This is a genomic window from Cellulomonas sp. NPDC057328 (assembly GCF_042667215.1).
GTDB lineage: Bacteria > Actinomycetota > Actinomycetes > Actinomycetales > Cellulomonadaceae > Cellulomonas.
The window spans coordinates 16372-40419 of the sequence record NZ_JBHUZW010000006.1 but is presented as its reverse complement, the minus strand read 5'-3'; the positions used below and the strand labels follow the sequence as shown (position 1 = coordinate 40419).

The window sequence follows — 24048 nt, the reverse complement described above, 5'->3', positions numbered from 1 at the left end:
GTCAGGCAGTCTCGTCCGCGGTGCCGGGGGCGGCCCGCCGGCCGTCGGCGCGGGTGGGCGCGTCAGCCGTCCGGTCGTCGCCCGCGGGAGGGGACGCACCCGCCGGGTCCTCGGCCTCCTGGCCCGCGACGGCCCCGCGCGCCACCGGGTTCGCCAGGGTCCCGGCGTAGATCAGCGACGACGACTGGTCGGTGAGGTCGACCATCTGCAGCGTGTTGCGCAGCTGGAGCCGGTTGAGGCAGGAGTGCGCGAACCGCGGCGCGCGCAGGTCGACGCCCGACGGCAGGTCGGGGTGGTCGGCGGCGTGCGCGTCGATGGTCTCGGCGACGACGCCCCAGAACGCGCCCTCGGTGAGCACCCCGTCCGTGACGAGCACCGCGGCGAGGTGCCGCAGCACGCCGTCGAGCACGTCCGTGAAGATCGCGAGCGCCTTCTCCTCGTCGTCCACGACGGCCCGGATCCGCTCGACCGCGGCCGGCAGCGGGCGGTCGGAGAGGACGGCGACCTCCTCGCCGATGTCCTTGAGGAACGCGCCGACCGGCACGTGGTCCTGCCACACGAGGATGACGTTCTCGCCGTGCGGCATGAACGCGAGGTCGTGCGCGCGCAGGCAGTGCACGAGCGGGCGCAGGTACACGCGCAGGTAGGCGCGCAGCCAGTCGGCGGGGTCCAGCCCGGACGCCCGCACGGCCGCCGTCGCGAATGCGTCGCCCGCCGCGTCGCGGTGCAGCAGCGCGGCCATCGTCGTCGCGCGCTGCCCGGGTGCGAGCAGCGTGTGCGGCTGCTCGCGCCACAGCGCGGCGAGCATCTTGCGGTGCGCGTTGGGCCGCGGCGTGCGGTGGTAGACGTCGCCGGTGTAGCCGATCGACGCGCGCTCGCGGAGCACGCGCACGCCGCACGCGGCGAGCTCGGGGTCGGTGTCGACGAGGTCGGCGACCCAGTCGTTGATCGCGGGCGTCGCGCGCATGTACGCCGGGCTCAGGCCGCGCAGGAAGCCCATGTTCTGGATCGCGACGGCCGTCTTCACGTAGTGCCGGTCGGGCCGGCTCGCGTTGAGGAACGTGCGCACCGACTGCTGCGCGCGGTACTCGTCCTCGGACTCGCCGAGCAGGACGAGGTCGCGGCGGGCGACGTCCGGCGCGAACGTCACCGCGACGCGGTGCTCCCACTGCCACGGGTGCACGGGCAGGTACCGGTAGTCCGCCGGGTCGAGGCCGAGGTCGCGCAGGCGGGTCTCGAACCGCTCGCGCGTCGCCGCGTCGAGCTCGTGCCGGTACAGCGCGTCCTCGGTGAGCCCCGCGCCGGTGGCGACGTGGCTGACGGCGCGGCGGGCCGCGAGCCAGACGAGCCGGACCGGGCGGCCGGCCTCGGGGGCGTAGGCGTCGTGCTCGGACACCCCGTACCCGATGCGGCCGTTGTTCGCGACGAACGACGGGTGGCCCTCGGTCATCGCCTGCTCGACCGTCGCCAGGTCGGCCTGCAGGAGCTCGGCGGACGTCGGCGCCGGGTGGGCCCGGCGGTACGCGGCCGACGCCAGCGTCGACGACAGCTCCTCGAGGTACAGCGCGAGCAGGTCGTCGGGGATCTGCAGCAGGGGCTGCAGCTCGAGCACGAGGTCGAGGACGTCGAGCGGGGCCTCGGCGCCGTCGAGCGAGCGCGTCAGCGACGCCCGGTCGACCGCCCAGTGCTCGAGCGCGAGCCGCCGGGCGCGGAACCGGTAGACGGCCCGGCCGCCGCCCGGGGCGTCGAGCGTCACGACGTACGCGCGGTCCTCCCCCGGCCCCGCGGGCGCCGACCGGTCGAGCGACGGCGCGAGCAGCCGCTCGTGCGCGAACTCCGCGAGCGCCTTCGCGACCAGGTGCCGCTGCGCCGCCGCCAGGTGCTCGGGCGTGAGGTGGTCGGCCGGGTGCGGGGCGCGCGCGGGCGCCGCCGCGACGGGCAGGTCGGTGAGCGTCATCGGGGGTCCTCGTGGGTGGTGGTGGCGCCGAGCCGGCTCGCGGCGAAGTCGTCGCGCGTGCACACGGACAGCGCCGCGCGCTTGCCGGGCAGGTCGACCTCGCGCACGACGCGGAAGCCCGCGGCGGCGTTCTTGGCGGCGATGGCGGTGTTCCGCACGTCGGGCTCGACGACGACGCGCTGGGCGCGCAGCGTGCCGAAGCAGAAGCGCATGGTCGCGGCCATGACCGCGTCGGTGAGGCCGTGCAGGCGCGGGCCGTCGGCGGGCGCGACCAGCAGGTGCATGCCCACGTCCCCGGTGCGGGCGCGGTAGATGCCCTTGAGCAGGACGCGCGACGGGTCGTACGTCTCGACCATGAACGTCGGGCGGCCGGCGACGCGGCCGATCCACGCGTGCTCGTCGGTCGAGTCCGCGAGCCGCCGCTCGTACGCGAGCACCTCGTCCAGGCCGAGGTCGGTCATCTGCCAGAACGCCGACGCCGGGTGCGTCAGCCAGTGGTGCAGCACGAGGGCGTCGCGCTCGGGGACGACGCGGTCGAGCCGGACGGGGCCGATGCGCCGCCACGCCTCGTCGCGGACCGTCGCGGCCGACAGCGGCTCGGTGGCCTGCGAGCGCCAGCCCGTCACCGGGCCGCCTCGCCGGCCGGCGCGACCGGCCGGACCGTGCCCGCGGGCGCCGGGTGCGTCCCCGTCGGCACGCCGAACTCCTGGAACGCGATCCGCTGCTCGCGCGGGTACACCTCGCGCCCGCACACGGCCGCGAGGATCGCGGACGAGCGCCACGCGCCGAAGCCGAGGTCCGGCGCGGTGAGCCCGTGCGTGTGCTCCTCGCCGTTCTGCACGAACACGCGCCCGCGCCCGCCGTCGACCGAGTAGTCGCGCGCGACGTCGAGCCGCCCGCGCTCATCCCACGCGAGCCGGTGCGCGATGCCGAGGACGACGTCCGGCACCTGCGCCGCGTACCCGGTGGCCAGCACGAGCGCCTCGGTGGTGCGCTCGTGCTCGACGCCGAGCTGCGCGTGCCGCAGCCGCAGCGTGTACCGCTCGCCGTCCCACGCCGCGCCGAGCACCTCGGTGTCGGTGAGCAGCGTCGTCGGCACGGGGCCGGCGGCGCTGCGCCGGTACAGCGCGTCGTAGATGTCGTCGACGAGGTCCGCGCTGATGCCCTTGTACAGGCCGCGCTGCTCGCGCGTGAGGCGGTCGCGGACGTCCGCGGGCAGGGCGTGGAAGTGGTCGGTGTACTCGGGCGACGTCATCTCGAGCGTCAGCTTCGTGTACTCCATCGGGAAGAACCGCGGCGAGCGCGTCACCCAGTCCAGGCGCTGCCCGCCCGGTCCCGTCGTCTCCAACAGGTCGCGGTAGATCTCCGCCGCCGACTGGCCCGAGCCGACCACCGTCACGGACGCCGCGGCGCGCAGCCGGTCGCGGTGCGGCAGGTAGTGGGACGAGTGCACGACCGGCCCGTCCAGCCCGCGCAGCGCCGCCGGGACGACCGGCTGCGTGCCGACGCCCAGCACGACGTGCCGGGTCCGGTGCGACTCGACCGTGCCGTCGGCGCGGCGCGCGTGCACGACGTAGAGGTCGTCGTCGTGCGGGTCGACCTCGACCGCCGTCACCGTGCGGCCCCACCGCAGCGACGGCAGCTGCCCCGCCACCCAGCGGCAGTACGCGTCGTACTCGGCGCGCAGCGGATAGAAGCTCTCGCGGATGTAGAACGCGTACAGCCGGCCCGTCTCCTTCAGCCACGCGAGGAACGAGTACGGGCTGGTCGGGTCGGCCATCGTCACGAGGTCGGCGAGGAACGGGACCTGGATGGTCGCGTCCTCGAGCATCATGCCGGGGTGCCAGCGGAACTCGTCGGCGCGGTCGAGGAAGACCGTGTCGAGGTCCAGCGGGGCCGCGAGCGCCGCGAGGCCGAGGTTGAACGGCCCGATGCCGACGCCGACGACGTCGCGCACGGGCGCGTCCGGGGCGACGCCGGGCGTGCCGTCCGTCGGGCTCGCCGCACCAAGCCCGCTCATCGCGCCACCGCCGCGTCGGCGGCGACCAGGTCGTCGCCCTCGACGAGCGCGGCCGCGGCCTGCCGGACGAGCTCGAGCACGCGGCGCACGTCCGCGACGGTCGTGTCGGGGTTGAGCAGCGTGAGCTTGAGGCACGGGCGGCCGTCGACGGTCGTCCGGGCGACGAGCGCGCGGCCCGAGTCGAACAGCACGCGGCGCACCTGCGCGACGAGGGCGTCGGCGCGCGCGTCGTCGAGGCCGTCCGGCTGGTAGCGGAACATGACCGTCGAGAGGTCGGTCGGCGAGAGCAGGCGCAGGTCGGGGTCGGCGTCGACGACCCGGTGCACCGCCGCCGCGAGGTCGATGGTCGCGTCGACCATGTCGCCGATGCCGTCGGCGCCGAGCGCGCGCAGCGTCGCCCACAGCTTGAGGGCGTCGAACCGGCGCGTCGTCTGCAGCGAGACGTCGACCTGGTTGGGCTCCTCCTCGCCCGCCGGGTTGAGGTAGTCGGCGTGGTGCGCGACGAGCCGCAGGTCGGCCGCGTGCCGCACGACCAGCGCCGAGGACGACACCGGCTGGAAGAACGCCTTGTGGAAGTCCACCGTCACCGAGCGCGCGCGCTCGATGCCGTCCAGCAGGTGCCGGCGCGTGCGGCTGACGAGCAGACCGCAGCCGTAGGCGGCGTCGACGTGCAGCCAGACGTCCGCGGCGTCGCACGCGTCCGCGATCGCGGCGAGCGGGTCGATGCAGCCGCGGTCGGTCGTGCCGGCGGTCGCGACGACGGCCATCGCGAGCCGGCCGTCCTGCTCGACGTGGCGCAGGGCGATGGCGAGGGCGTCGGGACGCATGCGGCCCTGCTCGTCGACGGGGACCAGCCGGACCGCGTCCGGGGCCAGGCCGAGCAGGCGCGCGGACTTCTGCACCGAGAAGTGGCTGGACGCCGTCGCGAGGACGACGAGGTCGCGGATGCCGACGCCGGGCGCGGTGGCCAGCGCGTGCTCGCGGGCCAGCAGCAGCGCCTGGAGGTTCGACTGCGTGCCGCCCGACGTGAAGATGCCGCCGCCGGCGAGGAAGCCGATGCGGCCGGCGGTCCACGCGACGAGGCGGCGCTCCATGAGCGTGCCGACCGTCGACTGGTCGTAGGTGTCGACGCTCGCGTTCACCGCCGCGATGACGGCCTCCGCGGCGACCGCCGGGACGGCGACCGGGCAGTTGAGGTGCGCGGTGTACGCGGGGTCGTGGAACCACACGGCGTGCTGCGCGAACAGCTCGTCGACCTCGCGCATCGCGGCGGCGGTGCCGCGGCCGGGGGCGTCGAGGTCGACCGCGTCGACGAGCGCCTGGAGGTGCTCGCGGCTCGCGCCCGAGAAGGGCTGGGTGGTGGTGCGGAACCGGGACGCTACCCGGTCGACGGTGCCGCGCATCGCGTCGACGTAGGCGTCGGCGGTGGCGGCGGACAGCAGCTCGTGCACGCGTGGAACTCCCCTGCGGCGGGCACGCCCCGCTGCCGGGACGCGCGTAGTGAGGTCAGCCTCAGTAAGGCGTGCCTAACATACGCGAAGCGGGCGATCCGTCAAGGACCGGAACCATGCTCGGCCGCGCCCGCCGGCCGGGAGTGGTTCCGCAGCCCGGCGTCACGCGCCAGGTGCGGGCGTGGTGGCGGCGCCCACCCGGAGGCGCTCGGCCAGGACGACGAGCTCGTCGCGCAGGGCGTCCGGGCCGATCACCTCGAAGTCCCAGCCGAGCCCGGCCAGCAGGCGCGCCATGCCGTCGAGGCGCTCGGCGCGCGCCTCGAGCAGCACGCCGTCGACGTGCTCGCTCAGGCGTCCCACGCTGGGCGGCAGCGTCTCGCGCGCGTCCGCGAGGGTCGTGCGCAGGACGACCGCGACCTGGTGCGACCACCTGACCGCCCCGATGCCCGAGACGACCTGCGCGCCGGCGTCGAAGTCGACGGGCACGACGTAGGTGCCGTCGCGCAGGTCGACCGAGGCGATGCGGTCCAGGCGGAAGGTCCGCACGTCGTCACGGCCGTGGTCGTGCCCGGTGACGTACCACCGGCCGGAGTGCAGGACCAGGCCGTAGACGTCGAGATCGCGCCGCGACGCACGGCCGTCCCACGCCGTGTAGTCCATCGTGACGGTGCGTCGCGCCTGGGCGGCCGAGGCGAGAGCGAGGAGCGTGTCCGTCCCGGCCGGGACGGCGGCGCGCACCGGCACCGTGAACTGCGCGGTCGACAGCAGGCTGTCGATCCGTCGGCTCAGCGGCCGCGGCAGGACGCGCGACACCTTGGCCAGCGCGCTCGCCGTCGCCGCGTGGCCGCTGGTGACGAGGCCGGCGCGTTCGGCGACGGTGAGACCCAGGACGACGGCGACGGCCTCGTCGTCCGTGAGCATCAGCGGCGGCAGCTTGTGGCCCGGGGCGAGGCGGTACCCGCCGTACCGCCCGCGCTGCGCCTCGACCGGGATGCCGAGGTCGGCCAGGTGCTCGGCGTAGCGCCGGACCGTGCGCTCGTCGACCCCGAGCCGCTCCGCGAGATCGCCGACGGTGCGCTGCCTGCCCGTCTGGAGCAGCTCCAGCAGCGCGAGCACGCGCGCGGTGGGGCGGGTCACGACGGTCCTGCGCGCCGGAGGCGGCGACTCGTGCGGCCAGTCCGGTATACCGGGCGGGATCTGTCCACAATCAACTCTAGCGTCATGGCATGACCACCACCTACGTCCTCGTTCCCGGCTTCTGGCTCGGCGCCTCGGTGTGGCGCGCCGTCGCCGACGCGCTGCGCCAGCACGGCCACGTCGTGCACGCCGTCGACCTGACCGGCATGGGCGAGCGCGCCCACCTCGCCTCACCCGCGACCGACCTCTCGACCCACATCGACGACGTCGTCCGCCTGCTCGAGGAGCAGGACCTGCACGACGTCGTGCTCGTGGGCCACAGCTACGGCGCGCTCGTGACGACCGGCGCCGCCGACCGGGTGCCGCAGCGCGTGGCGCGCCTGGTGTACGTCGACACGGGACCGCTGCCGGACGGCACCGCCCAGGCGGACTTCGGCGGGCCCGACGCCCGCGCGGCCGACGAGCGCCTCGTGATGACGGACGGCGACGGCTGGAGGCTCCCGCCGCCGCCCTGGGCCGTGCTCGCCGCCGACGTCCCCGAGGTCGATGACGCGGCGGTCGCGGCGCTGGTCGCGGACTCGCAGCCGCAGCCGTGGCGCACCGGCACCGAGCCGGTCGCGCTCACCGGCGCCTGGCAGCGGCTGCCCCGCACGGGCGTGCTGTGCACGTTCGGCGTCGCCCAGGTGCAGGAGATGGCGAAGCACGTGCCGCTGTTCGCGCACATGGTCGAGGGCGACTGGACCTACGTGGAGCTGCCGACGTGGCACTGGCCGATGGTCAGCCGGCCGGCCGAGCTCGCCGGGGTGCTGGCAGCGGCCGGCCGCTAGGGTCACGCCCTCGGCCGCCGCGCAGCGGCCGAGGGTCAGTCCCGCAGCGGCAGCCAGTCGAGGACGTCGCGGATGTGCCGGTCCCAGTAGCCCCACTCGTGGTCCCCCGGGTGGACGTGCGCGTCGACGGTCACACCGCGGGCCGCGGCGTGCTCCACGAAGACGTGCTGCGCCTCCAGCAGGAAGTCCTGCGAGCCGCACGTCGCGTACAGCGCCGGCAGGGCCGCCGGGTCCGCGCGGTCGAGCAGCGTCAGCAGGTCGTCGTCGGTGCCCGCCGGGTCGGCGCCCGCCCACACGTGCGGCACGCGGACGTGCAGCTCGGCGGCCCGCGGGCCGCCCACGACGAGCGCCCCCGACAGGCTCGCCGCCGCCGCGAACCGCTCCGGCTGCCGCAGCGCCCACTTGAACGCCCCGTACCCGCCCATCGACAGGCCCGCGACGAACGTGTCCTCCCGCCGGTCCGACACGCGGAACAGGTGCTGCACCACCCGCGGCAGCTCCTCCGACAGGTACGTCCAGTACCGCCCGCCGTGCGCCTCGTCGGTGTAGAACGACCGCGCCACGCGGGGCATCACGACCGCGATCCCCCGCTCCGCGACGTACCGCTCGATCGACGTGCGGCGCAGCCAGATCGTCTCGTCGTCGGACAGGCCGTGCAGCAGGTAGAGCACCGGCGGCGGCCCGGTGACGTCCGACCCGCCCATGCCGATCTGGCCGCGCGCCGCCTCGGGCATCAGGACCGTCACGCTCGTGCTCAGCTCGAGCGCCTCGGAGAAGAAGTGGCAGGTCAGCAGCGCCATCGCGGCATCCTTCCGTGGGTGTCCGGTGTCGACGCTAGCGGCGCGGTCCGACGTCGGCGCGGGCGACCGGCACACCGCCGGGCGCCGGTGCGGTCGGATCTCGGCGCCGTCGGACCGGCCGCGTCAGCCGGCGCGCGCCGCGACGAGCGCGTCGAGGACCACCCGCGCGGCCTCCGCGAGCGGGGCGTCGGTGCGCTCCGCGTCCGGCGACGGCTGGTCGGAGAGCAGCGCGAGCACGACGGGCGCGCCGTCGGGCGTCCCGACCGGACCCGGCCAGACGACCGCGACGTCGTTGCGGGTCGCGTACGCGCCGGCGCCCGTCTTGTCGCCGACCGTCCACCCGGGCCGCGCGGCGGCGCGGACCAGCGCGTCGCCGGTGGTGTTGCGGACCAGCCAGTCGATGAGGACGTCGCGCTCCGGCGCACCGAGTGCGTCGCCGACGACGAGCGCGCGGTACGTCCCCGCGAGCGCGCGCGGCGTGCTGGTGTCGCGGTCGTCGCCGGGGACGAACGCGTTGAGCTCCGGCTCCCACCGGTCGCTGCGCGTGACGTCGTCGCCGAGGCCGCGCATCCAGGCGGTGAGGCCCGCGGGGCCGCCGGCGCCGCGCAGCAGCAGGTTGCCCGCCGTGTTGTCGCTGAACCGGACGGCCGCGTCGCCGAGCTCACGCCACGTCATCGACCCGCCCACCCGCTCCCCCGCGACCGGCGAGAAGTCGACGAGGTCGTCGGCGGTGACGGGCACCGCCTCGTCCAGGCCGGCCACCCCGCGGGCGGCCAGCACGGCCGCCGCCGCGAGCGGCTTGACCGTGGAGCAGAAGGCGAACCGCTCGTCGGCGCGGTGACCGGTGGTCGCGCCCGTCGCGGTGTCGACGGCGTGCACGCCGAGCCGGACGCCGTGCCGCGCCTCGACGTCCGCGAGCGCGGCGGTGAGGTCGAGGACGGGCGGCGTGGTGGGCGTGGGCGTCCGGCCGGACGAGCCGCCCCCCGACGGCGCCGGCGCGGCGTCGTCGCGCGGCGGGGCGCACCCGGCGACGAGCAGGGCGAGGACGCCGGCCTGCAGGACGGCGCGGCGCGTCGGACGGGACGCGTGGGACATCGAGGACCTCCGTGCGGCGGCGACGGGACGGGCGCGTCCCACCGCGGTCCATCGTGCCGGGAGCGCACCGCGAGGACCTCCGCCGCGCGGCGGGGATCGCCCGGCGCGCCCCTCGTCCGCAGGTACCAGGCCGAGACGTCAGACGAACAGGCAGAACGGGTGGCCGTCCGGGTCGAGCATGACGCGGACGTCGTCCTGCGGCTGGACGTCGGCCTCGCGGGCGCCGCACTCCAGGGCCCAGGCGACGGCGGGCTCGAGGTCGTCGACCTGCACGTCGAGGTGCTGCGTGGACCGCTGCTCGCCCGGTGCCGCCGGCCACACGGGCGGCGTCCACTCGCGCTCGTGCTCGAGGTTGATCGTCATGCCGGGCTCGCCCTCGGGCGGCTTCACCTGCGCCCACGTGATGCCCGTCGGGTCGCCGGGGGCGGCGTCCTCCTCGACGGTGACGCGCCCGCCGAGCAGCCGCGCGTAGAAGTGGGCCTGCTCGTGGGGGCGTGCGGTGCTGATGGTGATCGACGTGGCGCGCAGCCGCGGCGGACGGCCGGCGGGTGCGGACGGGACGGCGTCGTCGCTCATCCCCCGATGCTGGCACCGCCCGGAGAGCCGCTCCACCGCTGCCACCCCACCACGGACGACGGGACGACGCGGCGGCGAACCGGCGATCGTGCAGCGTTCGGGCACCGGGACGCTGCACGACCGCCGGTTCGACGACGCCGCGTCTCGCGGCGTGGGCAGCAGGCGCCGGTGGAGCCGGCACGGTGTCGCCCCGTCGGCCGTGGCCGGTCGGCCGCGACACGCCCGCACCGGACACACCGGACGTTTGACGCGCGTCCCCCGGACGGCTGAGGTGGGCGGCGTCCCACGCCCCTGACCTGCACCGGAGGTACCCGTGCGCCCCGATGCCCGCCGCGACCGGTCGCGCGCCGGCGCGCGGCCACGGCTAACGGGGTCTCGCGTACGCCTCGGCGGCCGCGAGCGCACGCCGCACCCCGTTCGCGGCGGACGCCTGGGCGTGCCCGGCGTGGAGGCCGCCTCGTGAAGGGCGCCCACCACGCACTCTGCGGTGCCGCGGCCTGGGTGGCCGTCGCGTCGACCGCCCCGTACACGCTCGGCTGGTACCCCGTCTCCCCGCTCGGCGTGGTGGCGGGCACGCTCGTGTGCGCGGGCGCGGCGCTCGCCCCCGACGCCGACCACCACGACGCGACCGTCGCGCACTCCCTGCCGCCGGTGTCCGAGTGGGTGTGCGACGTCGTCGGCCACCTCGCGGGCGGGCACCGCAACGGGACGCATTCCGTGCTGGGCGTCGCGGTGCTGACGGCGATCGCCTGGGGCGCCGGGCAGCTCACGGTCACGACGGAGCGGCTCGGCGACCTCGCCGTCGGCGCCGGGGTCCTGTCGCTGCTGCTCGTGGCGTTCGCGGCACGCGCCCTCGGGCTCGCGCGGCGGCGCCTGGACGCGTGGGCGCTCGCCCTGGCGCTCGCCACGTTCGTCACGGTGGCCGCGCCGACGGGTTGGGACTGGCTGCCGGTGGCCGTCGGGCTGGGCGCGGCCGTGCACGTCGCGGGTGACATGCTCACCGGCAGCGGCGTCCCACTGCTGTGGCCGTGGGAGCCGCGCCCGCCGCGCTGGTGGCGACGCACCCCGCTGCTCAACGACGTCTGGACCGCCGGCGGCAACCTCGCGCTCCCGGTGCTGGGCACCACGGGCTCGTGGCGGGAGCGGTTGCTGGTCGCCCCGCTGACCGCCTACGCGGCGTACGGCGTGGGCGCGGCGGTGGCCGTCGGGTCGCTCACGGCGCTCGGGTACGACGCCGACCGGGTGCTGGCGCGCGCGTGGGAGGCCGCGAGCGCGCTGGTCGGCACGGCCGCCGTGGTCGGCGTGGTGACGCTGCAGGTGCCCCTGCCGGGCTGAGCCCCGGCACCTCGCCGGTCACGGCTGCGGGTCGGTCGCGCGATCCGTGCAGCACGTACGTCTGGAGGTCCAGGTCAACCCCTGGAGGGCACCGCGTGTGCCCTCTCGCGTCCGGTGGGCGACGCACCATCTGCCGCCGAGCCCCCGAGTTGCTCCCGGGGGCTCGGCCACCTCACCAGGTGCCGAACCGCAGCTCGACCAGCACCGCGGGCGGCACCTCTCCCTGGCCACCCGGCTCGATCGGCACCGACCGGTTCGGCGGCACGTCGACGACCTCGACCTCGGTCTCGCCCTCGGTCCCGTTCACCGGGACCGTTGCCGTGGCTCGCACCGGCAGAGCAGCGGCCCGCACGAGGAAGGTGTGCGGCACCTCCATCGTCAGGAAGCCACGCGTACCCGAGGTCCGGAAGCAGTAGACGGCTCGGTACGGGTCGTCCTCCAGCGACGCGGTGACCTGGATGAGGTCCGCCGCGCACGCCCGGCCCTCCACCGGCAGGAACTCCACGTGCCCGTCACCGGCGAACACCCGCAGCCCGTGCTCGGCGAAGATTGCGTCCGCACCCGGGTACGCGAAGTCCTCGACCAAGGACGACTGCACCTCGGGGTCGGCGACAGCCGCTCCGCTCCCCCACACAGCTGTTCCTACGCCGGCCACCACCACCGGGACAGCCAAGAACCCCACCAGACGCCTCACAACCCGTACCTCCGTCTACCGCTTCCCGAAATGTGCAGCGCCACGCTTGCACTGCACAGCAATCACATCGACGCTCGAGAAGGAGGACTGCTCCCCAGAAGTTGAGACGAACTCACGCGAGAGCTTCCGATCGTGCATATCCACGAGCACGAGCGCCTAATCTTCCAGCCAGGACTCGTCGAGGTGCCCCACCGGCACGTCGACCGACATGAGACCTCCCGCTCCAGACAAGCCTAGCCTCACCGGTCCCACTTGCAGCCATTCTACTAGTTCACTCTCCCCGAGCCATAGCACGAAGCGACCGTCGGTGATGGAGTATGTGAGGCGCATCCGGACGTCGATGTAGGAATGGACGGGCTCACTATAGTCCGGCGTCTCTTTCCAAGGCCACATATGCCTGTCCAAGGCGGGGACCAGATCCTCGCGCAGAGCGACGGACTGCTGTTGATGATCCACAAAGGCTGGCATGTGGATCAACACGAGCCGGCGCAGGGCACCCGAGTCTGCGTCGACGTTCACCTTCACATAGCCCTCGTGCGGGTCGCGGAGGTAGAGGACCAGTTCTGCCGAAGATTCGGCGCCACTCCACACGACTGTGAGCGGAACCCACGGGTCGGACCGGACCAGCACCGTAGAGCAATCCTCAACACCGACGACGTGAATCGGATCCGTCATTCGAGTAGCTGCCCGTGAATAAGTACAGGAAGAAGGTCCGTGTCGCGTTGCGAGAACTCCAGCTCCCATCCGCCCACCACCATGGGCTTATTCAACGGAATCCCGTCAGCCGTGGCCTCGGCAACCGCGGCCTGCAGGCTACGAACCTGCTGCTGGACGTTGAGGGCGATGGCCTCCGGGCTCAACCCTCTCCTCTGATAATTCACCACACGCTCCCGACCGATGTGGTCCGTGACGTTCGGATGCACCCAGACCCGCACATTGCCTGCCGTCAGCTCGAATGAGCGAGGGAGGCCTTGTGACCCTGGAATCGGTGAATCGGTCGCGCGGACGTCGTCCCAGATGGTCCGCCGCGCCTGCAATGCACCTTCAGCTGCGTCGAAGGCTCGGATCAGCCTGATCGCGCGGGCACTGACCTTGACCCCTCCGAGCCCCCAACCCCCGAAGGGAATCATGGCGGCCAGCGAGAACCCCGCTCCCCACCAGTCGCCTCGAAAGCCCGAGATGACCATGTCGAGGCCGTCGCACGGCTCACCGATACCCGGTACGAGACCGCACGCGCCGAGGAGCAGCTGGAACGCGTCGGCCGCCATCGAGTCGAGGAGCTCGGGCTCGTGCTCGGCGAGGTACGCGTAGTCCTCGGCGAGGGTCTCCACCATCCGGCAGCCCAGCGAGTCGCGCGTCGTCGGCGCGCTGCACCTCCCCGGGTTGAGCACCATCTCGATGAGCTCCCCGTACGCCTTGGCGCACTTCGGGGCGGTGCGCTCGCTGCTGAACGGGTTCAAGCAGTTCTTGTACTCGTGGATGTAGTCGGCGCTGGTAATGCCGTCGGGACCGGTGCCGGGCGCGGTGTTGCGGACCGCGACCTCCTGCTCCTTGAGCCTGTTGCGGTACGTGGCGGATGCCTCCAGCGCGGCCTGGTTCGCCTCGCGGGCGTCGAGCCCCGCGCTGGCGGCGGATGCGCGGGCCTCGGCCTTGGCCGCCTGCGCGGCCGCCGCATCGCTGCGCGCCCGCTGGCTCGCCGCCGTCGCGGTGACCGCCGACCGCGCCGCGTCCTTCGCCGCCGTCTGCGCCTGGGCGGCGGCGGTGCGGGCGGTCGCTGCCGAGGCGGCGGCCTGGTCGGCGGACACCTTGGCCGCCGCGGCGGACTGCGCAGCCGCTGCCTGGTAGGCCGCGGCCTCGTCGGCCGCAGCCCGGGCCTGGTTGGCGTACGCGGTGGCGTCGGCGGCGGCGCCCTGGGCGACGGCCGCGACGCGCCGCGCCTCGGCGGCGTCGGCTACAGCCGTCCGGGCGTACTGCCGCGCCTGGTCCACGAGGCTGTTGACGGCCTGGACGTGCGCGGCCTGCTCGAGGTCGCGCTGCGCCGCCTCGTACTGGCCCACGGCGAGGAAGTAGGACCCGTAGGAGGCCGGCCCCTCAAGCGCGACCTGCGCGGCGGCCTTGACCTCCGGGCCCCCGTCGCGCATGACCCGGCCGATCTCCACCTCCTGGTCCAACGCCCGCGCGACGTGCTGCCCGTCGCGCAGGAACTCGTGGGCGTCCTGCGCCGTCCCGTTGAGCGCCTCCTGCGTCGCCCCGTACAGCCGTGCGCCCGGGTCGGATGCGAGGATCTGGGCCAGCGCGCGCTCGTCGGCCGCCGCCTTGCCGGGGTACGCGCGCGTGCGCAGGAACTGCGCCACGGCCGCGTCGTCCCCGTCCAGGGACGCCCGTGCGGCGGTCCGCTCCGGTCCCTCGGGCAGGGTGTCGACGAGGTGCCACACACGTGCCCGGTTGTCCTGCCCCGCGGCTAGCACGCGCCCCTCGTCCAACCAGGACCGCAGCGTGACCTCGTCTCCGGCCAACGCCTCCGTGGCTGCCGCCCGGGTCCACTCCCCGCCGGTGGTCATCAGCGCCAGGGCGGCCTGGCGGCCCTTGTCCAGGACGACCGCGCCGGACGCACCCTGCGCGCCGGCCTCGTCCAGCAGCGCGCGCGTCGCCGCCGGGATCCGGTCCTCCTCCTCGGTGTCCCACCGCACGCCCCGGTCCCAGCCGACCTGCTCGCCCGAGCCGCCGGCAGCCTGCTCGGCCGCCCGCGCCTCCCGTGCCTCGGCGATCCCCTGGTCGGTCGCCTCGTCCAGACGCGCCGCGTCCGCCCTCCGGGCGAGGTCCGCCACCTGCCCGGCCTGGTCCGCAGCCGCGACCGCCAGCTCCGAGGCCGCCGTGGCGTCGGCCGCGTGGGCAGCCGCCTCCGCCGCCGCCGTGCCGGCGACCCCGGCCTGCGCCGCGGCCTCGTCCGCGGCTGCCGCCGCCGCCGTCGCGTGCTCGGCGGCCCGCGCCGCGAACGTGAAGGCCTCGTCGGACGCCGCCGCGGCGTCCTCCGCGAACGCGAGGCTCCGCGCGGCCGCCTGCGCGGCGACCGCCGCCTGCGTCTTCGCCGCCGCGGCCGCGTCCCGCGTGCGCTTGGCCTGCTCGGCGGAGACCCCCGCCTGGCGTGAGGCCTGGTCCGCGGCTACGGCGGCCGCGTCGGCGTTCACGCTCGCCCGGGCCGCCGCCCCGGCGGCGGCACGCGCCTGCGCGAGAGCCGCGTCCCGCTGGGCGCGGACCTCGTCCAGCACCGCCGCCTGCGCCGCGGCGTCGCGCGCGGCCTGCGCCGCGTCCCGCGCCGCCTGCGCCTTCCCCGCATCCGTGCGCGCCCCTGCGGCCGCGGTCTGCGCCGCCGCCGCCGCGCGCGCCGTCAAGGACGCCGCCGCCGTGGCGCGACGTGCACCGTCGGCCGCCGTCTGCGCCGCCCGCAACGCCGCGCTCGACGCGGCGGACGCCTCCCCCGCCGCGTTCTGCGCCGCCACGGCGGCGTCCGCCGCGCGCCCCGCGGCAGCCGACGCGCCGTCGGCCGCCGTGCCCGCGGCCTTGGTCTCGGCCAGGGCCTCCTCGGCGGCGGCCCGTGCGCGCTCCGCGGCCGCGACCGCCCGTGCCGACGCCGACGTCGCGTCGGCAGCGTGCGTGGCGGTCGCCTCGCCGGCCGCCCGAGCCTGCTCGGTGAGCCCCGCGACGGTGGCCATCTCGACGTCGCGCGCCCGCGCGACGTGCTGGCCACGGGTCAGGAATTCGTGCAGCTCCTCGGGCGTCCCCTTCAGCGCCAGGTCCGCAGCCTCGCTGAGGGCGGGGCCGGAGTTGTCGGGCCCTCCCTCGAGCATCCTGCCGGCGGCTTGCTCGTCGTCGGCGTAGCGCGCCCGCTCCAGCTCCGTCGCCAGGAACGTGGACCAGTCGCCCGGGTCACCGTTCAGCGCCTCCTCCGCAGCGTTGCGGGTGTGCAGCCCGCCGCTGTCGAGCACGCGCACGACGCGCAGCTCCTCGTCGGCCTCCCACGCCCTGCGGAAGCCGCCGTCGACGAAGGTGCGCAGCGCCTCGTCCGAGCCCTTCAGCGCCTTCGCGGCCGCCGCCCTCAGCGCCGGCCCGTCGGTGCTGCCGAGCACCTGGGCGGCCAGGCGGTAGTCCGCGTCGTGCGCGTCCGCGAAGCCCGACTCGACGAACGCGCGGAGGTCGGCGTCCGACCCCAGCAGGGCCGCCTCGGCCGCACGCCGGACGGACGGCGTCCCGGAGGACACCAACGACACCGCCCACGACCGGTCGTCGTCGAGATCGGTGGTCGCGCTGCTGGCGGCGGGCGTCACGCCCATGGTCACACCCAGCAGCACCGCCACGACACAGGCCACCGACGACCGCACACCCATGCGCGCCACAGAACCCCCTCGGGCCGTCCGTGGCCGCCGCCACGGCACCCCACCGCCGCCAACACTGACCTGAGCCCACGCACACGCACCGCTCACCCCACCGGCCTGAGCGCGCGAGCCGAAGGGCTCGGACGTCGGGTGTCAGCACGGTGCGCGACGACGTAGAACGCCGCGCGACAGGAGGAGCACCGCCTCCGGCCACCGCGCTGCACGCACGAGGCATACCTCTCGAGCGGGAGACTAGCGGCTCGATGACCACGAAAGGGGCGGGTCATCCGAAAGAGGGACCTGGGTCCGGAATCGGCACGCGGCCTGGCGAGAGGATGCCGCGTCGACCGGGCGTCAGCGCCTGCGCGCCACGCGGCGCAGCAGCCCCAGCAGCTGCCTCTGCTCGTCCGACGTCAGCACGTCGAGCCGCGCCCGCGCGCCCTCCTGCCGCCGGTCCGACAGCCGCGCGAGCTGCGCACGCCCGGCCTCGGTGAGCTCGACGAGCGTGGCCCGCCGGTCCGCGGGGTCCGGCACGCGCCGCACCCACCCGTCCTCCTCCGCCTGGTCGACCTTCGACGTGACGGACCGCGGTGCGACGTCGAGGACGTCGGCGAGCTCGCCGAGCCGGCGCGGCCGGTCGCAGCGGTCCAGCGTGCGCAGCAGGCGCAGCTGGCCGGGCGTCATCTCGTGGCCGAGCAGCTCGGACGCCTCGCGGCGGACGCTGCGCAGCACGTCGTGCAGCAGCTCGAGGAACTCCTCGGAGGGGCTCGTCGGCCCGCCCGTGCGCGCGCCGGCGGCGTCGGGCTGCGCGGCCGGTCGGGCGTCGTCGTGCGGGGCGTCGTCCACGGGTCGAGGCTAGTCGGGAATGAAACCGAAGTGAATCGCGCTCATGGTGAGGTAACCTCACTAATAGCGGCGGCCCACCGGTCCCGCACCTCCGGACCCAGGAGGCCCCATGACTCCCCCCTCGATGCCCGGCGGAGGCGGCAACCCCGCCGTCCGCGGCTTCACGCGCGACCAGTCGGTCAAGGCCCAGCGCCTGCAGCGCGGCTCGCTGCGCCGCATCCTCGCGTTCGCGCGCCCCTACCGCCCCCAGCTGGCGGTCTTCCTCGTCCTCATCGCGCTCGGCGCCGGCGCCGGCGCGCTCACCCCGTGGCTGCTCCAGCGGCTCATCGACGACGGCATCACGCGCGGCGACACCGGTGTCGTCGTCGGCGTCGCCGGCGCGGTGGCCGGCCTCGCGGTCGTCTCGGCCGTGCTCGGCGTCGCCGAGCGGTGGGTCTCCGCGCGCATCGGCGAGGGCCTCATCCACGACCTGCGCACCGCGGTCTTCGACCACGTGCAGCGCATGCCGCTCGCCTTCTTCTCGCGCGCCCGCACGGGTGCGCTCGTGCAGCGCCTCAACGGCGACGTGCTCGGCGCCCAGCAGGCCTTCACGTCGACGCTCTCCAACGTCGTGAGCAACTCGCTCACGGTCGCGTTCGTGCTGGCCGCGATGCTGTCGATGTCGTGGCAGCTCACGCTGCTCTCGCTCGTCCTGCTGCCCGTCTTCGTGCTGCCCGCCCGGTGGTTCGGGCGCAAGATCGCCGCGATCACGCGCGAGTCCTACGAGCTCGGCGCCGAGGCGTCGCAGACGATGACCGAGCGGTTCAACGTCGCCGGCGCGCACCTGGTCAAGGTGTTCGGCGACCCGGCGCGCGAGTCCGCCGCCTACGCCGAGCAGACCGCGCGCGTGCGGGACATCGGCGTCAAGCGCGCGCTGTACTCGACGTGGTTCCGCATCGGCCTGACGACCGTCGCGTCCGTCGCGACCGCGATCGTCTACGGCCTCGGCGGCCTCCTCGCGATCAGGGACGAGCTCACCGTCGGCGTCGTCGTCGCCCTCGCCGCCTACCTCGGCCGCCTCTACGGGCCGCTGACCGCCATGTCCAACGTCCAGGTCGACGTCATGACCGCGCTCGTCTCGTTCGAGCGCGTCCTGGAGGTGCTCGACCTCGAGCCGACCGTCGCCGAGAAGCCCGGCGCGTCCGACCTGCGCACGGCCGTCGCGGCGCGGGGCGCCGGCGTCGACCTCGACCACGTCGGCTTCCGCTACCCGTCGGCCGGCGAGGTGTCGCTCGCGTCCCTCGAGTCCGTCGCGACGCTCAGCCACGACCCGGTCGCCGACACCCTCCACGACGTCACCTTCTCCGTGCCCGCGGGCGCGATGGTCGCGCTCGTCGGCCCGTCCGGCGCCGGCAAGACGACGATCTCCCAGCTCGTGACGCGCATGTACGACCCCACGCGCGGCGCCGTCCGGGTCGCCGGGCAGGACCTGCGCGACGTCACCGCGGACTCCCTGCGCGCCACCGTCGGCGTCGTCAGCCAGGAGGCGCACCTCTTCCACGACACGATCGCGGGCAACCTGCGCTTCGCCCGCCCCGACGCCACCGACGCCGACATCGAGCGCGCCCTGCGCGCCGCGCACGTGTGGGACCTCGTCGCGTCGCTGCCCGACGGCATCGAGACCGTCGTCGGCGACCGCGGCTACCGCCTGTCCGGCGGCGAGCGCCAGCGCCTCGCGATCGCGCGGCTGCTGCTCAAGGCGCCCGACGTCGTCGTGCTCGACGAGGCGACCGCCCACCTGGACTCCGAGTCGGAGGCCGCCGTGCAGGCCGCGCTCGACGAGGCGCTCACCGGCCGCACGTCGCTGGTCATCGCGCACCGCCTGTCGACCGTCCGGCAGGCCGACCTCATCGTGGTCGTCGAGGCCGGGCGCGTCGTCGAGCAGGGCACCCACACGGACCTGCTCGCCCGCGGCGGCCTCTACGCGGACCTCTACCGCACGCAGTTCGCGGACCAGCCCACGGCCGCCTGACCACGCCCGTCGCCACCCCCACCCCCACACCCCACCTCCGAGCGCCGAACGGAATACCGGTGCGCGTCCGGCCGGCGAGAACGCCACCGGCATTCCGTTCGGCGTCGGTGGGGGTGAGTGGGGGGTGAGTGGGTCGGTGGCGTCAGTGGGTGAGCTTCAGGCCGACGACGCAGCCGACGATGCCGAGGATGAGCAGCACCTTCACCAGGGACGCCGGCTCGGCGCCCGTGACCATCGCGTAGAGCACGGTCAGGGACGCGCCGATGCCGACCCACACGGCGTACGCGGTGCCGGTCGGCAGGTCGCGCATGGCGTACGCGAGGCCGCCCATCGACAGCAGGAGCGCGACGGCGAACAGCACCGTCGGGCCGACCCTCGAGAACCCCTCGGAACGGCCGAGGGCGGTCGCCCAGACGGCCTCCAGGACACCCGACAGGACGAGCACGAGCCAGGACACGGTGGACCTCCGCGGCTGCCGTCTTGTCGCTCTCCGGGTACGGCGCCCCTCGTCCGGGGGGCCGCTCACGTCGCGGTGCGACCGTCACGGTGCGACCGGGCGCGGCCCCACGACCATGGTCGCACGGGGCCGCGCCGGGGGGTCCGGCGGCGGCCGGCACCCGGTGGGCGCCGGTCAGCAGCCGTCCGCAGGCGTCGGGATCTTCTCCGCGGCGTCGCCGGGACGCTCGTAGCCGCGGATGGCGTCGACCTTGGCCGCCGACGCCGACGCCGTGTCGAACTCGTGGTCCAGCCACTCCCGGACCAGCACCTTCGCGAGCTCGAGCCCGATGACCCGCTGCCCCAGGCACAGCACCTGCGCGTCGTTCGACAGCACCGAGCGCTGCACCGAGAACGGGTCGTGCGCCGTCACCGCGCGCACCCCCGGCACCTTGTTCGCCGCGATCGCCATGCCCAGGCCCGTCCCGCAGACCAGCAGTGCCCGGTCCGCGGCGCCCTCGGCGACGCGCCGCGCCGCCGCGACCGCGACGTGCGGGTAGTCCGTGTCCTCGCCGGCGTGCACGCCCACGTCCTCGACGACCTCGACCCGCGGGTCGGCCCGCAGCAGGTCCGCGAGCGCGTCCTTGTACGCCAGCCCCGCGTCGTCGGCCCCGACGACGATCCTCGCCACGCTCATCGCGTCCCCTCCTCGTGCGTCCGGTCGGCGTCGTGCTCCGCCGCGGCACCGCGCACCACCCCGGCAGCACCCACCACCCCGGCACCGCGCACCGACGCGAGCAGCGCCGTCAGCGACACGGCGCCCGGGTCGGGCGTCCCCACGCTGCGCTCGGCGAGCGGCCGGGCGCGCCCGACCCGCGGGCGCAGGTCGGCCGTCGCGCGCGCCGCCGCGTCCGCCGCGGCGACGGCGTCGCGCCACGCGTCGTCCACGGACGTCCCCGTGGCGGCCGCCGCCTCGAGCGCCGCCGCGAACGGCTCCCCCGCGTCGAGCATCGTCTTGTCGCCGGGCCGCGCACCGCCCAGGGCCGCGACGGCGTCGACCGCGGCGCGCACCGCCCGCGCGGCCCGGGCCGTCGGTGCGTCCGCCGGGCGTGCGCCGAGCGCGTCGGCCGCCGCGGCCAGGCCGGCACCCCACAGCACCCCGGACGTCCCACCGGCCCGGTCCGCCCACGCGTGGCCCGCCGCGCGCAGGCACGCCGCCGCCCCGTCGCCGGCGTCGGCCGCCGCCGTGGCGGCCTCGGCGGCGGCGCCCGCACCGCGGACCATGCCGCGGCCGTGGTCACCGTCCCCCGCGACCGCGTCGAGCCGGCCCAGCTCCACCTCGAGGTCGCGCAGCACCGTGACGGCACCGGTCAGCGCCGCGACGACGGCGGGCGCCTCGGCGGCGTCGCGGTCGTCGACGACGGGCGGTGCCGCGGGCTGCGACCCGGTGGACGTCGCGGTCCCGGACGTCCCGAGTGCGGACGTCGCCGGAGCGGGCGGCGACGCGGCCGTCGGCCCTCCGACCGACGGCCCGTCCGACGCCCCCGACGTCCTGACCGCGGACGACCCACCGCCGGCAGCCGCCGACCCCGCCGTTCCCGAACCCACCACGTCTCCGTCGCGCCGGAACGCGGGCGTGCGCGCCGGCGCGCACCACAGCCGCTCCAGCGCGTCGTCGAGCCACACGAGCGTGAGCGAGCACCCGGCCATGTCGAGGCTGGTCACGAGCTCGCCGACCTCGGGCCGGACGACCTCCAGGCCCGCGGCGTCGAGCCGGGCCCGCACGGCGCGCCACAGCACGAACAGCTCCTCGTACTTCGTGCGCCCGAGCCCGTTGACCAGCGCCGCGACGCGCGGGCCGGCGTCCCGGGGCCGCTCCTCGAGCAGCCGGTCGACCAGCAGGCTCGCGAGCTCGCCCGCCGTGCAGGCCGGCACCTCCCCGATGCCGGGCTCGCCGTGGATCCCGACGCCGAGCCCGACCACGCCGTCCGGCACGGTGAACAGCGGCGTGGACGCGCCGGGCAGCGTGCAGCCGTCGAACGCGACGCCGAGCGTGCGCGTGCGGTCGTTGGCGAGGGTCGCGGCGGCGACGACGTCCTCGAGCGACGCGCCCGCCGCCGCGGCGGCACCGGCGGCCTTGAACACGACGAGGTCGCCGGCGATGCCGCGCCGGCGCTCGACCTCGTCGGCGGGCGCGGAGGCGACGTCGTCCGTCACGACGAGGAAGTGCGCCGGGATGCCGCGGCGGCGCAGCTCGTCGCGCGCGAGCGTGAAGTTCATGACGTCGCCGGCGTAGTTGCCGGTGAGCAGGAGCACGCCGGCGTCGCCGGCGGCCGCGGCGGCCACCGAGACCGCGTCGGCGGTCGACGGCGACGTGAAGACGTTGCCGACGACGGCGCCGTGCGCGAGCCCCGGCCCGACCACCCCGCAGAACGCCGGGTAGTGCCCCGACCCGCCGCCGACCACGACCGCGACCTCCGTGCGCGGCGCGGCCACGGCGCGCACCACCCCGCCCGGGACGCGGCGCACCTGGTCGCCGTACAGGTCGACGAACCCGTCGAGGGCGTCCTCGACGAACCGTGCCGGGTCGTCGGCGAGCGGGCTCACCACGTCCGCTCCCGCGTGAGGAGGGTCGCGACGACCGAGTCGTCGTCGGCGTCGTGGCCGGCCGCGGACACGGTCCGGTAGAGCTGCTCGGCGGCCGCCGCGACGGGCGTCGCGACCTTGAGCCGGCGCGTCAGGTCGCCGACGATGCCCATGTCCTTGCCGATGACGTCGAGCCGCGAGCGCAGCGGCGGCTCCTCGCCGCGCAGCTGGGCGGCGATGCGCGGGCCGCGGTCGGCGAGCATGAACGACGCGGCGGCGCCCTGCGACAGCACCGCGATGCACGCGTCGAGGTCGAGGCCGAGGCGGTGCGCGAGCGCGAGCGCCTCGGACGCGGCGGCGGTGTGGATGCCGCACAGCAGCTGGTTGACGGTCTTGAGCTGCTGCCCGGCGCCGACGCCGCCGACCACGGTGAGCGAGGACGCGAGCGCGTCGAGCACGGGCCGGGCGGCCGCGAGGGCCTCGTCGTCGGCGCCGACCATGATCAGCAGGTCGCCGGCGCCGGCGCGCACGGGCCCGCCGGAGACGGGCGCGTCGACGGTGCGGATGCCGCGCGCGGCGAGCGCGTCGGCGACGGCGCGGACGGCCTCCTCCCCCACGGTCGACGTGACGACGACGACCGCGCCGGCCGGCAGCGACCCGGCGAGCCCGCCGGGGCCCAGCGCGAGCGCGTCGAGCTGCGCGCCGTCCCGCACGCCGACGACGACGACGTCGGTGCCCGTGCACGCGTCGGCGACCGACGCGGCGGCGGTGGCCCCCGCCTCGACGGCGAGCGCGACCCGCGCGGGTGCGACGTCGAAGCCGACGACGTCGAAGGTGCGCGCGAGCGTGGTCGCCATGGGCAGCCCCATGGCGCCGAGCCCGAGGACCGCGACGCGGGCGCTCACCGGGCGCCCGCCGTCGCTGCGCGCGCGTCGAGCACCGACGCGCGCGCCTCGCCCGTGGCCACCGCGAGCATGCGGCGGAGGTACCGCGCGTTGCGCGCGGCGACCGACAGGCCGTCGCCGCCGTAGTGCTCCACGCAGAACGGGCCGGTGTACCCGACCTCGAGGGCGGTGCGGATGGCCGTGCGGTAGCTCACCGAGCCCATCTCCATGGGGGCGGGCAGCGCGACGACGGTGCCGGCGGCGCGGTCCTCGTCACGGAGGTAGCTCTTGACGTGCCAGTAGTTCGACACGGGCAGGCACGCCTCCACCGCGGACTGGAAGTTCTCGATGCGGCGGTGCAGGCGGAACAGGTTGCCGAGGTCGGGGTTGAGGCCGACCGCGTCGTCGCCGATGTCCTGCACGAGCCGCACGGCCGACCCGGCGGTGCCGAGAAGCGTGTCCTCGTACATCTCGAGCGAGAGCACGAGGCCGACCTCGCGGGCGTGGCGGCCGAGCTCGCGCAGCCGCGTGACCGCCAGCGCCCACGTGCCGGCGTCGCGCTCGTCGACGGGCCCCTGCTCCGTCCAGAACCAGAAGGCGTCGCGCTGCGCGGGCAGCAGCGGGCGGTGCAGGCCGACGCTGACGACGCGGCAGCCGAGGGCCGCGGCGGCGTCGATCGTGCGGTGCGAGTAGGCGAGGTTGTCCTCGCCCGTCGCGGGGTCGATGACGGAGCGGCGGATCGCCGACAGCGCGACGGGGTCGAGGCCGACCGCGGCGACGGCGTCGCCGAGCTCGGTGAGCCGCGACGGCGCGAGGTCGCCCGGGCGCACCCACGAGTCCGTGAGGTCGACCTCGGTGAAGCCCTCGTACGCCACCTCGGCGAGGTGGTCGACCCAGGTGTCCGCCGGGGCGTCCTGCGACGCGGGGAACGGCAGCATCGCGGCGGCGATCGGCCACTCCTGGCTGGTCGGGCGGGGGGCGGGGGTGCTCATGCGGACGGGCCTCTTCCGGTTCTCGTCGT

At 75.7% G+C, this 24048-nt stretch carries 20 protein-coding genes and 1 riboswitch; of the genes, 3 read left to right on the top strand and 17 right to left on the bottom strand.

Annotated features, from left to right (window positions below; genetic code table 11):
• Position 1 precedes the first annotated feature (1 nt).
• From ACFUMH_RS02350 to ACFUMH_RS02330, 5 genes are all read right to left on the bottom strand, one after another.
• Positions 2–1957: an IucA/IucC family protein gene (locus ACFUMH_RS02350; protein ID WP_378199779.1), complete on the bottom strand. Its 1956-nt coding sequence runs from the start codon at positions 1955–1957 to the stop codon at positions 2–4.
• Positions 1954–2583, bottom strand: coding sequence for a GNAT family N-acetyltransferase (locus tag ACFUMH_RS02345; protein ID WP_378199776.1), 630 nt, complete (start codon positions 2581–2583; stop codon positions 1954–1956). Before ACFUMH_RS02345 ends, ACFUMH_RS02350 begins: the two co-directional genes overlap by 4 nt.
• Complete coding sequence (locus ACFUMH_RS02340; protein WP_378199773.1) at positions 2580–3977, bottom strand: lysine N(6)-hydroxylase/L-ornithine N(5)-oxygenase family protein; 1398 nt, start codon at positions 3975–3977, stop codon at positions 2580–2582. Before ACFUMH_RS02340 ends, ACFUMH_RS02345 begins: the two co-directional genes overlap by 4 nt.
• The gene (locus ACFUMH_RS02335) at positions 3974–5428 is read right to left on the bottom strand and encodes a pyridoxal phosphate-dependent decarboxylase family protein (protein WP_378199770.1); all 1455 of its coding nucleotides are present in this window, start codon (positions 5426–5428) and stop codon (positions 3974–3976) included. The genes ACFUMH_RS02340 and ACFUMH_RS02335 overlap by 4 nt, the downstream gene beginning before the upstream one ends.
• A 162-nt stretch (positions 5429–5590) precedes the next feature.
• On the bottom strand, positions 5591–6565 hold the full coding sequence (locus ACFUMH_RS02330; RefSeq protein WP_378199766.1) for a helix-turn-helix transcriptional regulator: 975 nt from the start codon (positions 6563–6565) through the stop codon (positions 5591–5593).
• An 89-nt stretch (positions 6566–6654) separates the two neighbouring features.
• On the opposite strand from ACFUMH_RS02330, the gene ACFUMH_RS02325 reads away from it, so the two are divergent.
• The gene (locus ACFUMH_RS02325) at positions 6655–7392 is read left to right on the top strand and encodes an alpha/beta fold hydrolase (RefSeq protein WP_378199763.1); all 738 of its coding nucleotides are present in this window, start codon (positions 6655–6657) and stop codon (positions 7390–7392) included.
• Positions 7393–7427: 35 nt separating this feature from the next.
• Here ACFUMH_RS02325 and ACFUMH_RS02320 read toward each other — a convergent pair whose 3' ends face one another.
• The 3 genes from ACFUMH_RS02320 to ACFUMH_RS02310 all read right to left on the bottom strand — a co-directional run bounded on the left by ACFUMH_RS02320 (position 7428) and on the right by ACFUMH_RS02310 (position 9863).
• On the bottom strand, positions 7428–8192 hold the full coding sequence (locus ACFUMH_RS02320; RefSeq protein WP_378199760.1) for an alpha/beta hydrolase: 765 nt from the start codon (positions 8190–8192) through the stop codon (positions 7428–7430).
• A gap of 123 nt (positions 8193–8315) precedes the next feature.
• Positions 8316–9287 (bottom strand): class A beta-lactamase, encoded by a 972-nt coding sequence (gene bla, locus ACFUMH_RS02315; protein ID WP_378199757.1) that lies wholly within the window; start codon positions 9285–9287, stop codon positions 8316–8318.
• A gap of 138 nt (positions 9288–9425) precedes the next feature.
• Positions 9426–9863, bottom strand: coding sequence for a VOC family protein (locus ACFUMH_RS02310; RefSeq protein WP_378199754.1), 438 nt, complete (start codon positions 9861–9863; stop codon positions 9426–9428).
• Positions 9864–10322: 459 nt separating this feature from the next.
• Here ACFUMH_RS02310 and ACFUMH_RS02305 point away from each other — a divergent pair, with 459 nt between their 5' ends.
• Complete coding sequence (locus tag ACFUMH_RS02305) at positions 10323–11198, top strand: metal-dependent hydrolase (protein ID WP_378199751.1); 876 nt, start codon at positions 10323–10325, stop codon at positions 11196–11198.
• Positions 11199–11370: 172 nt separating this feature from the next.
• Here the strand turns inward: ACFUMH_RS02305 and ACFUMH_RS02300 are convergent, their stop codons facing one another.
• From ACFUMH_RS02300 to ACFUMH_RS02285, 4 genes are all read right to left on the bottom strand, one after another.
• The gene (locus ACFUMH_RS02300; RefSeq protein WP_378199749.1) at positions 11371–11832 is read right to left on the bottom strand and encodes a hypothetical protein; all 462 of its coding nucleotides are present in this window, start codon (positions 11830–11832) and stop codon (positions 11371–11373) included.
• Positions 11833–12048: 216 nt separating this feature from the next.
• Complete coding sequence (locus ACFUMH_RS02295; RefSeq protein WP_378199745.1) at positions 12049–12567, bottom strand: hypothetical protein; 519 nt, start codon at positions 12565–12567, stop codon at positions 12049–12051.
• Positions 12564–16277, bottom strand: coding sequence for an ALF repeat-containing protein (locus ACFUMH_RS02290; RefSeq protein ID WP_378199856.1), 3714 nt, complete (start codon positions 16275–16277; stop codon positions 12564–12566). The genes ACFUMH_RS02295 and ACFUMH_RS02290 overlap by 4 nt, the downstream gene beginning before the upstream one ends.
• 342 nt (positions 16278–16619) lie before the next feature.
• The gene (locus ACFUMH_RS02285) at positions 16620–17111 is read right to left on the bottom strand and encodes a MarR family winged helix-turn-helix transcriptional regulator (protein ID WP_378199742.1); all 492 of its coding nucleotides are present in this window, start codon (positions 17109–17111) and stop codon (positions 16620–16622) included.
• Between the two features lie 109 nt (positions 17112–17220).
• Between ACFUMH_RS02285 and ACFUMH_RS02280 the strand changes: the two genes are divergently transcribed.
• Positions 17221–19122, top strand: coding sequence for an ABC transporter ATP-binding protein (locus ACFUMH_RS02280; protein WP_378199739.1), 1902 nt, complete (start codon positions 17221–17223; stop codon positions 19120–19122).
• 142 nt (positions 19123–19264) lie between these two features.
• Here ACFUMH_RS02280 and ACFUMH_RS02275 read toward each other — a convergent pair whose 3' ends face one another.
• The 5 genes from ACFUMH_RS02275 to ACFUMH_RS02255 all read right to left on the bottom strand — a co-directional run bounded on the left by ACFUMH_RS02275 (position 19265) and on the right by ACFUMH_RS02255 (position 24019).
• Positions 19265–19579: a DMT family transporter gene (locus tag ACFUMH_RS02275; RefSeq protein WP_378199736.1), complete on the bottom strand. Its 315-nt coding sequence runs from the start codon at positions 19577–19579 to the stop codon at positions 19265–19267.
• An 11-nt stretch (positions 19580–19590) separates the two neighbouring features.
• Positions 19591–19661, bottom strand: a riboswitch (guanidine-III (ykkC-III) riboswitch).
• 92 nt (positions 19662–19753) lie between these two features.
• Complete coding sequence (locus ACFUMH_RS02270; protein ID WP_378199733.1) at positions 19754–20254, bottom strand: ribose-5-phosphate isomerase; 501 nt, start codon at positions 20252–20254, stop codon at positions 19754–19756.
• Positions 20251–22164, bottom strand: coding sequence for a dihydroxyacetone kinase family protein (locus tag ACFUMH_RS02265; RefSeq protein ID WP_378199853.1), 1914 nt, complete (start codon positions 22162–22164; stop codon positions 20251–20253). The genes ACFUMH_RS02270 and ACFUMH_RS02265 overlap by 4 nt, the downstream gene beginning before the upstream one ends.
• The gene (locus tag ACFUMH_RS02260) at positions 22161–23048 is read right to left on the bottom strand and encodes an NAD(P)-dependent oxidoreductase (protein WP_378199730.1); all 888 of its coding nucleotides are present in this window, start codon (positions 23046–23048) and stop codon (positions 22161–22163) included. The genes ACFUMH_RS02265 and ACFUMH_RS02260 overlap by 4 nt, the downstream gene beginning before the upstream one ends.
• A complete protein-coding gene (locus ACFUMH_RS02255) occupies positions 23045–24019 on the bottom strand; it encodes a sugar phosphate isomerase/epimerase family protein (protein WP_378199727.1) in 975 nt (324 codons plus the stop codon). Before ACFUMH_RS02255 ends, ACFUMH_RS02260 begins: the two co-directional genes overlap by 4 nt.
• Between the last annotated feature and the right edge of the window lie 29 nt (positions 24020–24048).

Coding starts and splice junctions, on each gene's coding strand:
- ACFUMH_RS02290 (WP_378199856.1), bottom strand. CDS start 16,277: ATGGGTGTGCGGTCGTCGGTGGCCTGTGTCGTGGCGGTGCTGCTGGGT.
- ACFUMH_RS02350 (WP_378199779.1), bottom strand. CDS start 1,957: ATGACGCTCACCGACCTGCCCGTCGCGGCGGCGCCCGCGCGCGCCCCG.
- ACFUMH_RS02255 (WP_378199727.1), bottom strand. CDS start 24,019: ATGAGCACCCCCGCCCCCCGCCCGACCAGCCAGGAGTGGCCGATCGCC.
- ACFUMH_RS02340 (WP_378199773.1), bottom strand. CDS start 3,977: ATGAGCGGGCTTGGTGCGGCGAGCCCGACGGACGGCACGCCCGGCGTC.
- ACFUMH_RS02320 (WP_378199760.1), bottom strand. CDS start 8,192: ATGGCGCTGCTGACCTGCCACTTCTTCTCCGAGGCGCTCGAGCTGAGC.
- ACFUMH_RS02295 (WP_378199745.1), bottom strand. CDS start 12,567: ATGACGGATCCGATTCACGTCGTCGGTGTTGAGGATTGCTCTACGGTG.
- ACFUMH_RS02325 (WP_378199763.1), top strand. CDS start 6,655: ATGACCACCACCTACGTCCTCGTTCCCGGCTTCTGGCTCGGCGCCTCG.
- bla (WP_378199757.1), bottom strand. CDS start 9,287: ATGTCCCACGCGTCCCGTCCGACGCGCCGCGCCGTCCTGCAGGCCGGC.
- ACFUMH_RS02270 (WP_378199733.1), bottom strand. CDS start 20,254: ATGAGCGTGGCGAGGATCGTCGTCGGGGCCGACGACGCGGGGCTGGCG.
- ACFUMH_RS02310 (WP_378199754.1), bottom strand. CDS start 9,863: ATGAGCGACGACGCCGTCCCGTCCGCACCCGCCGGCCGTCCGCCGCGG.
- ACFUMH_RS02280 (WP_378199739.1), top strand. CDS start 17,221: ATGACTCCCCCCTCGATGCCCGGCGGAGGCGGCAACCCCGCCGTCCGC.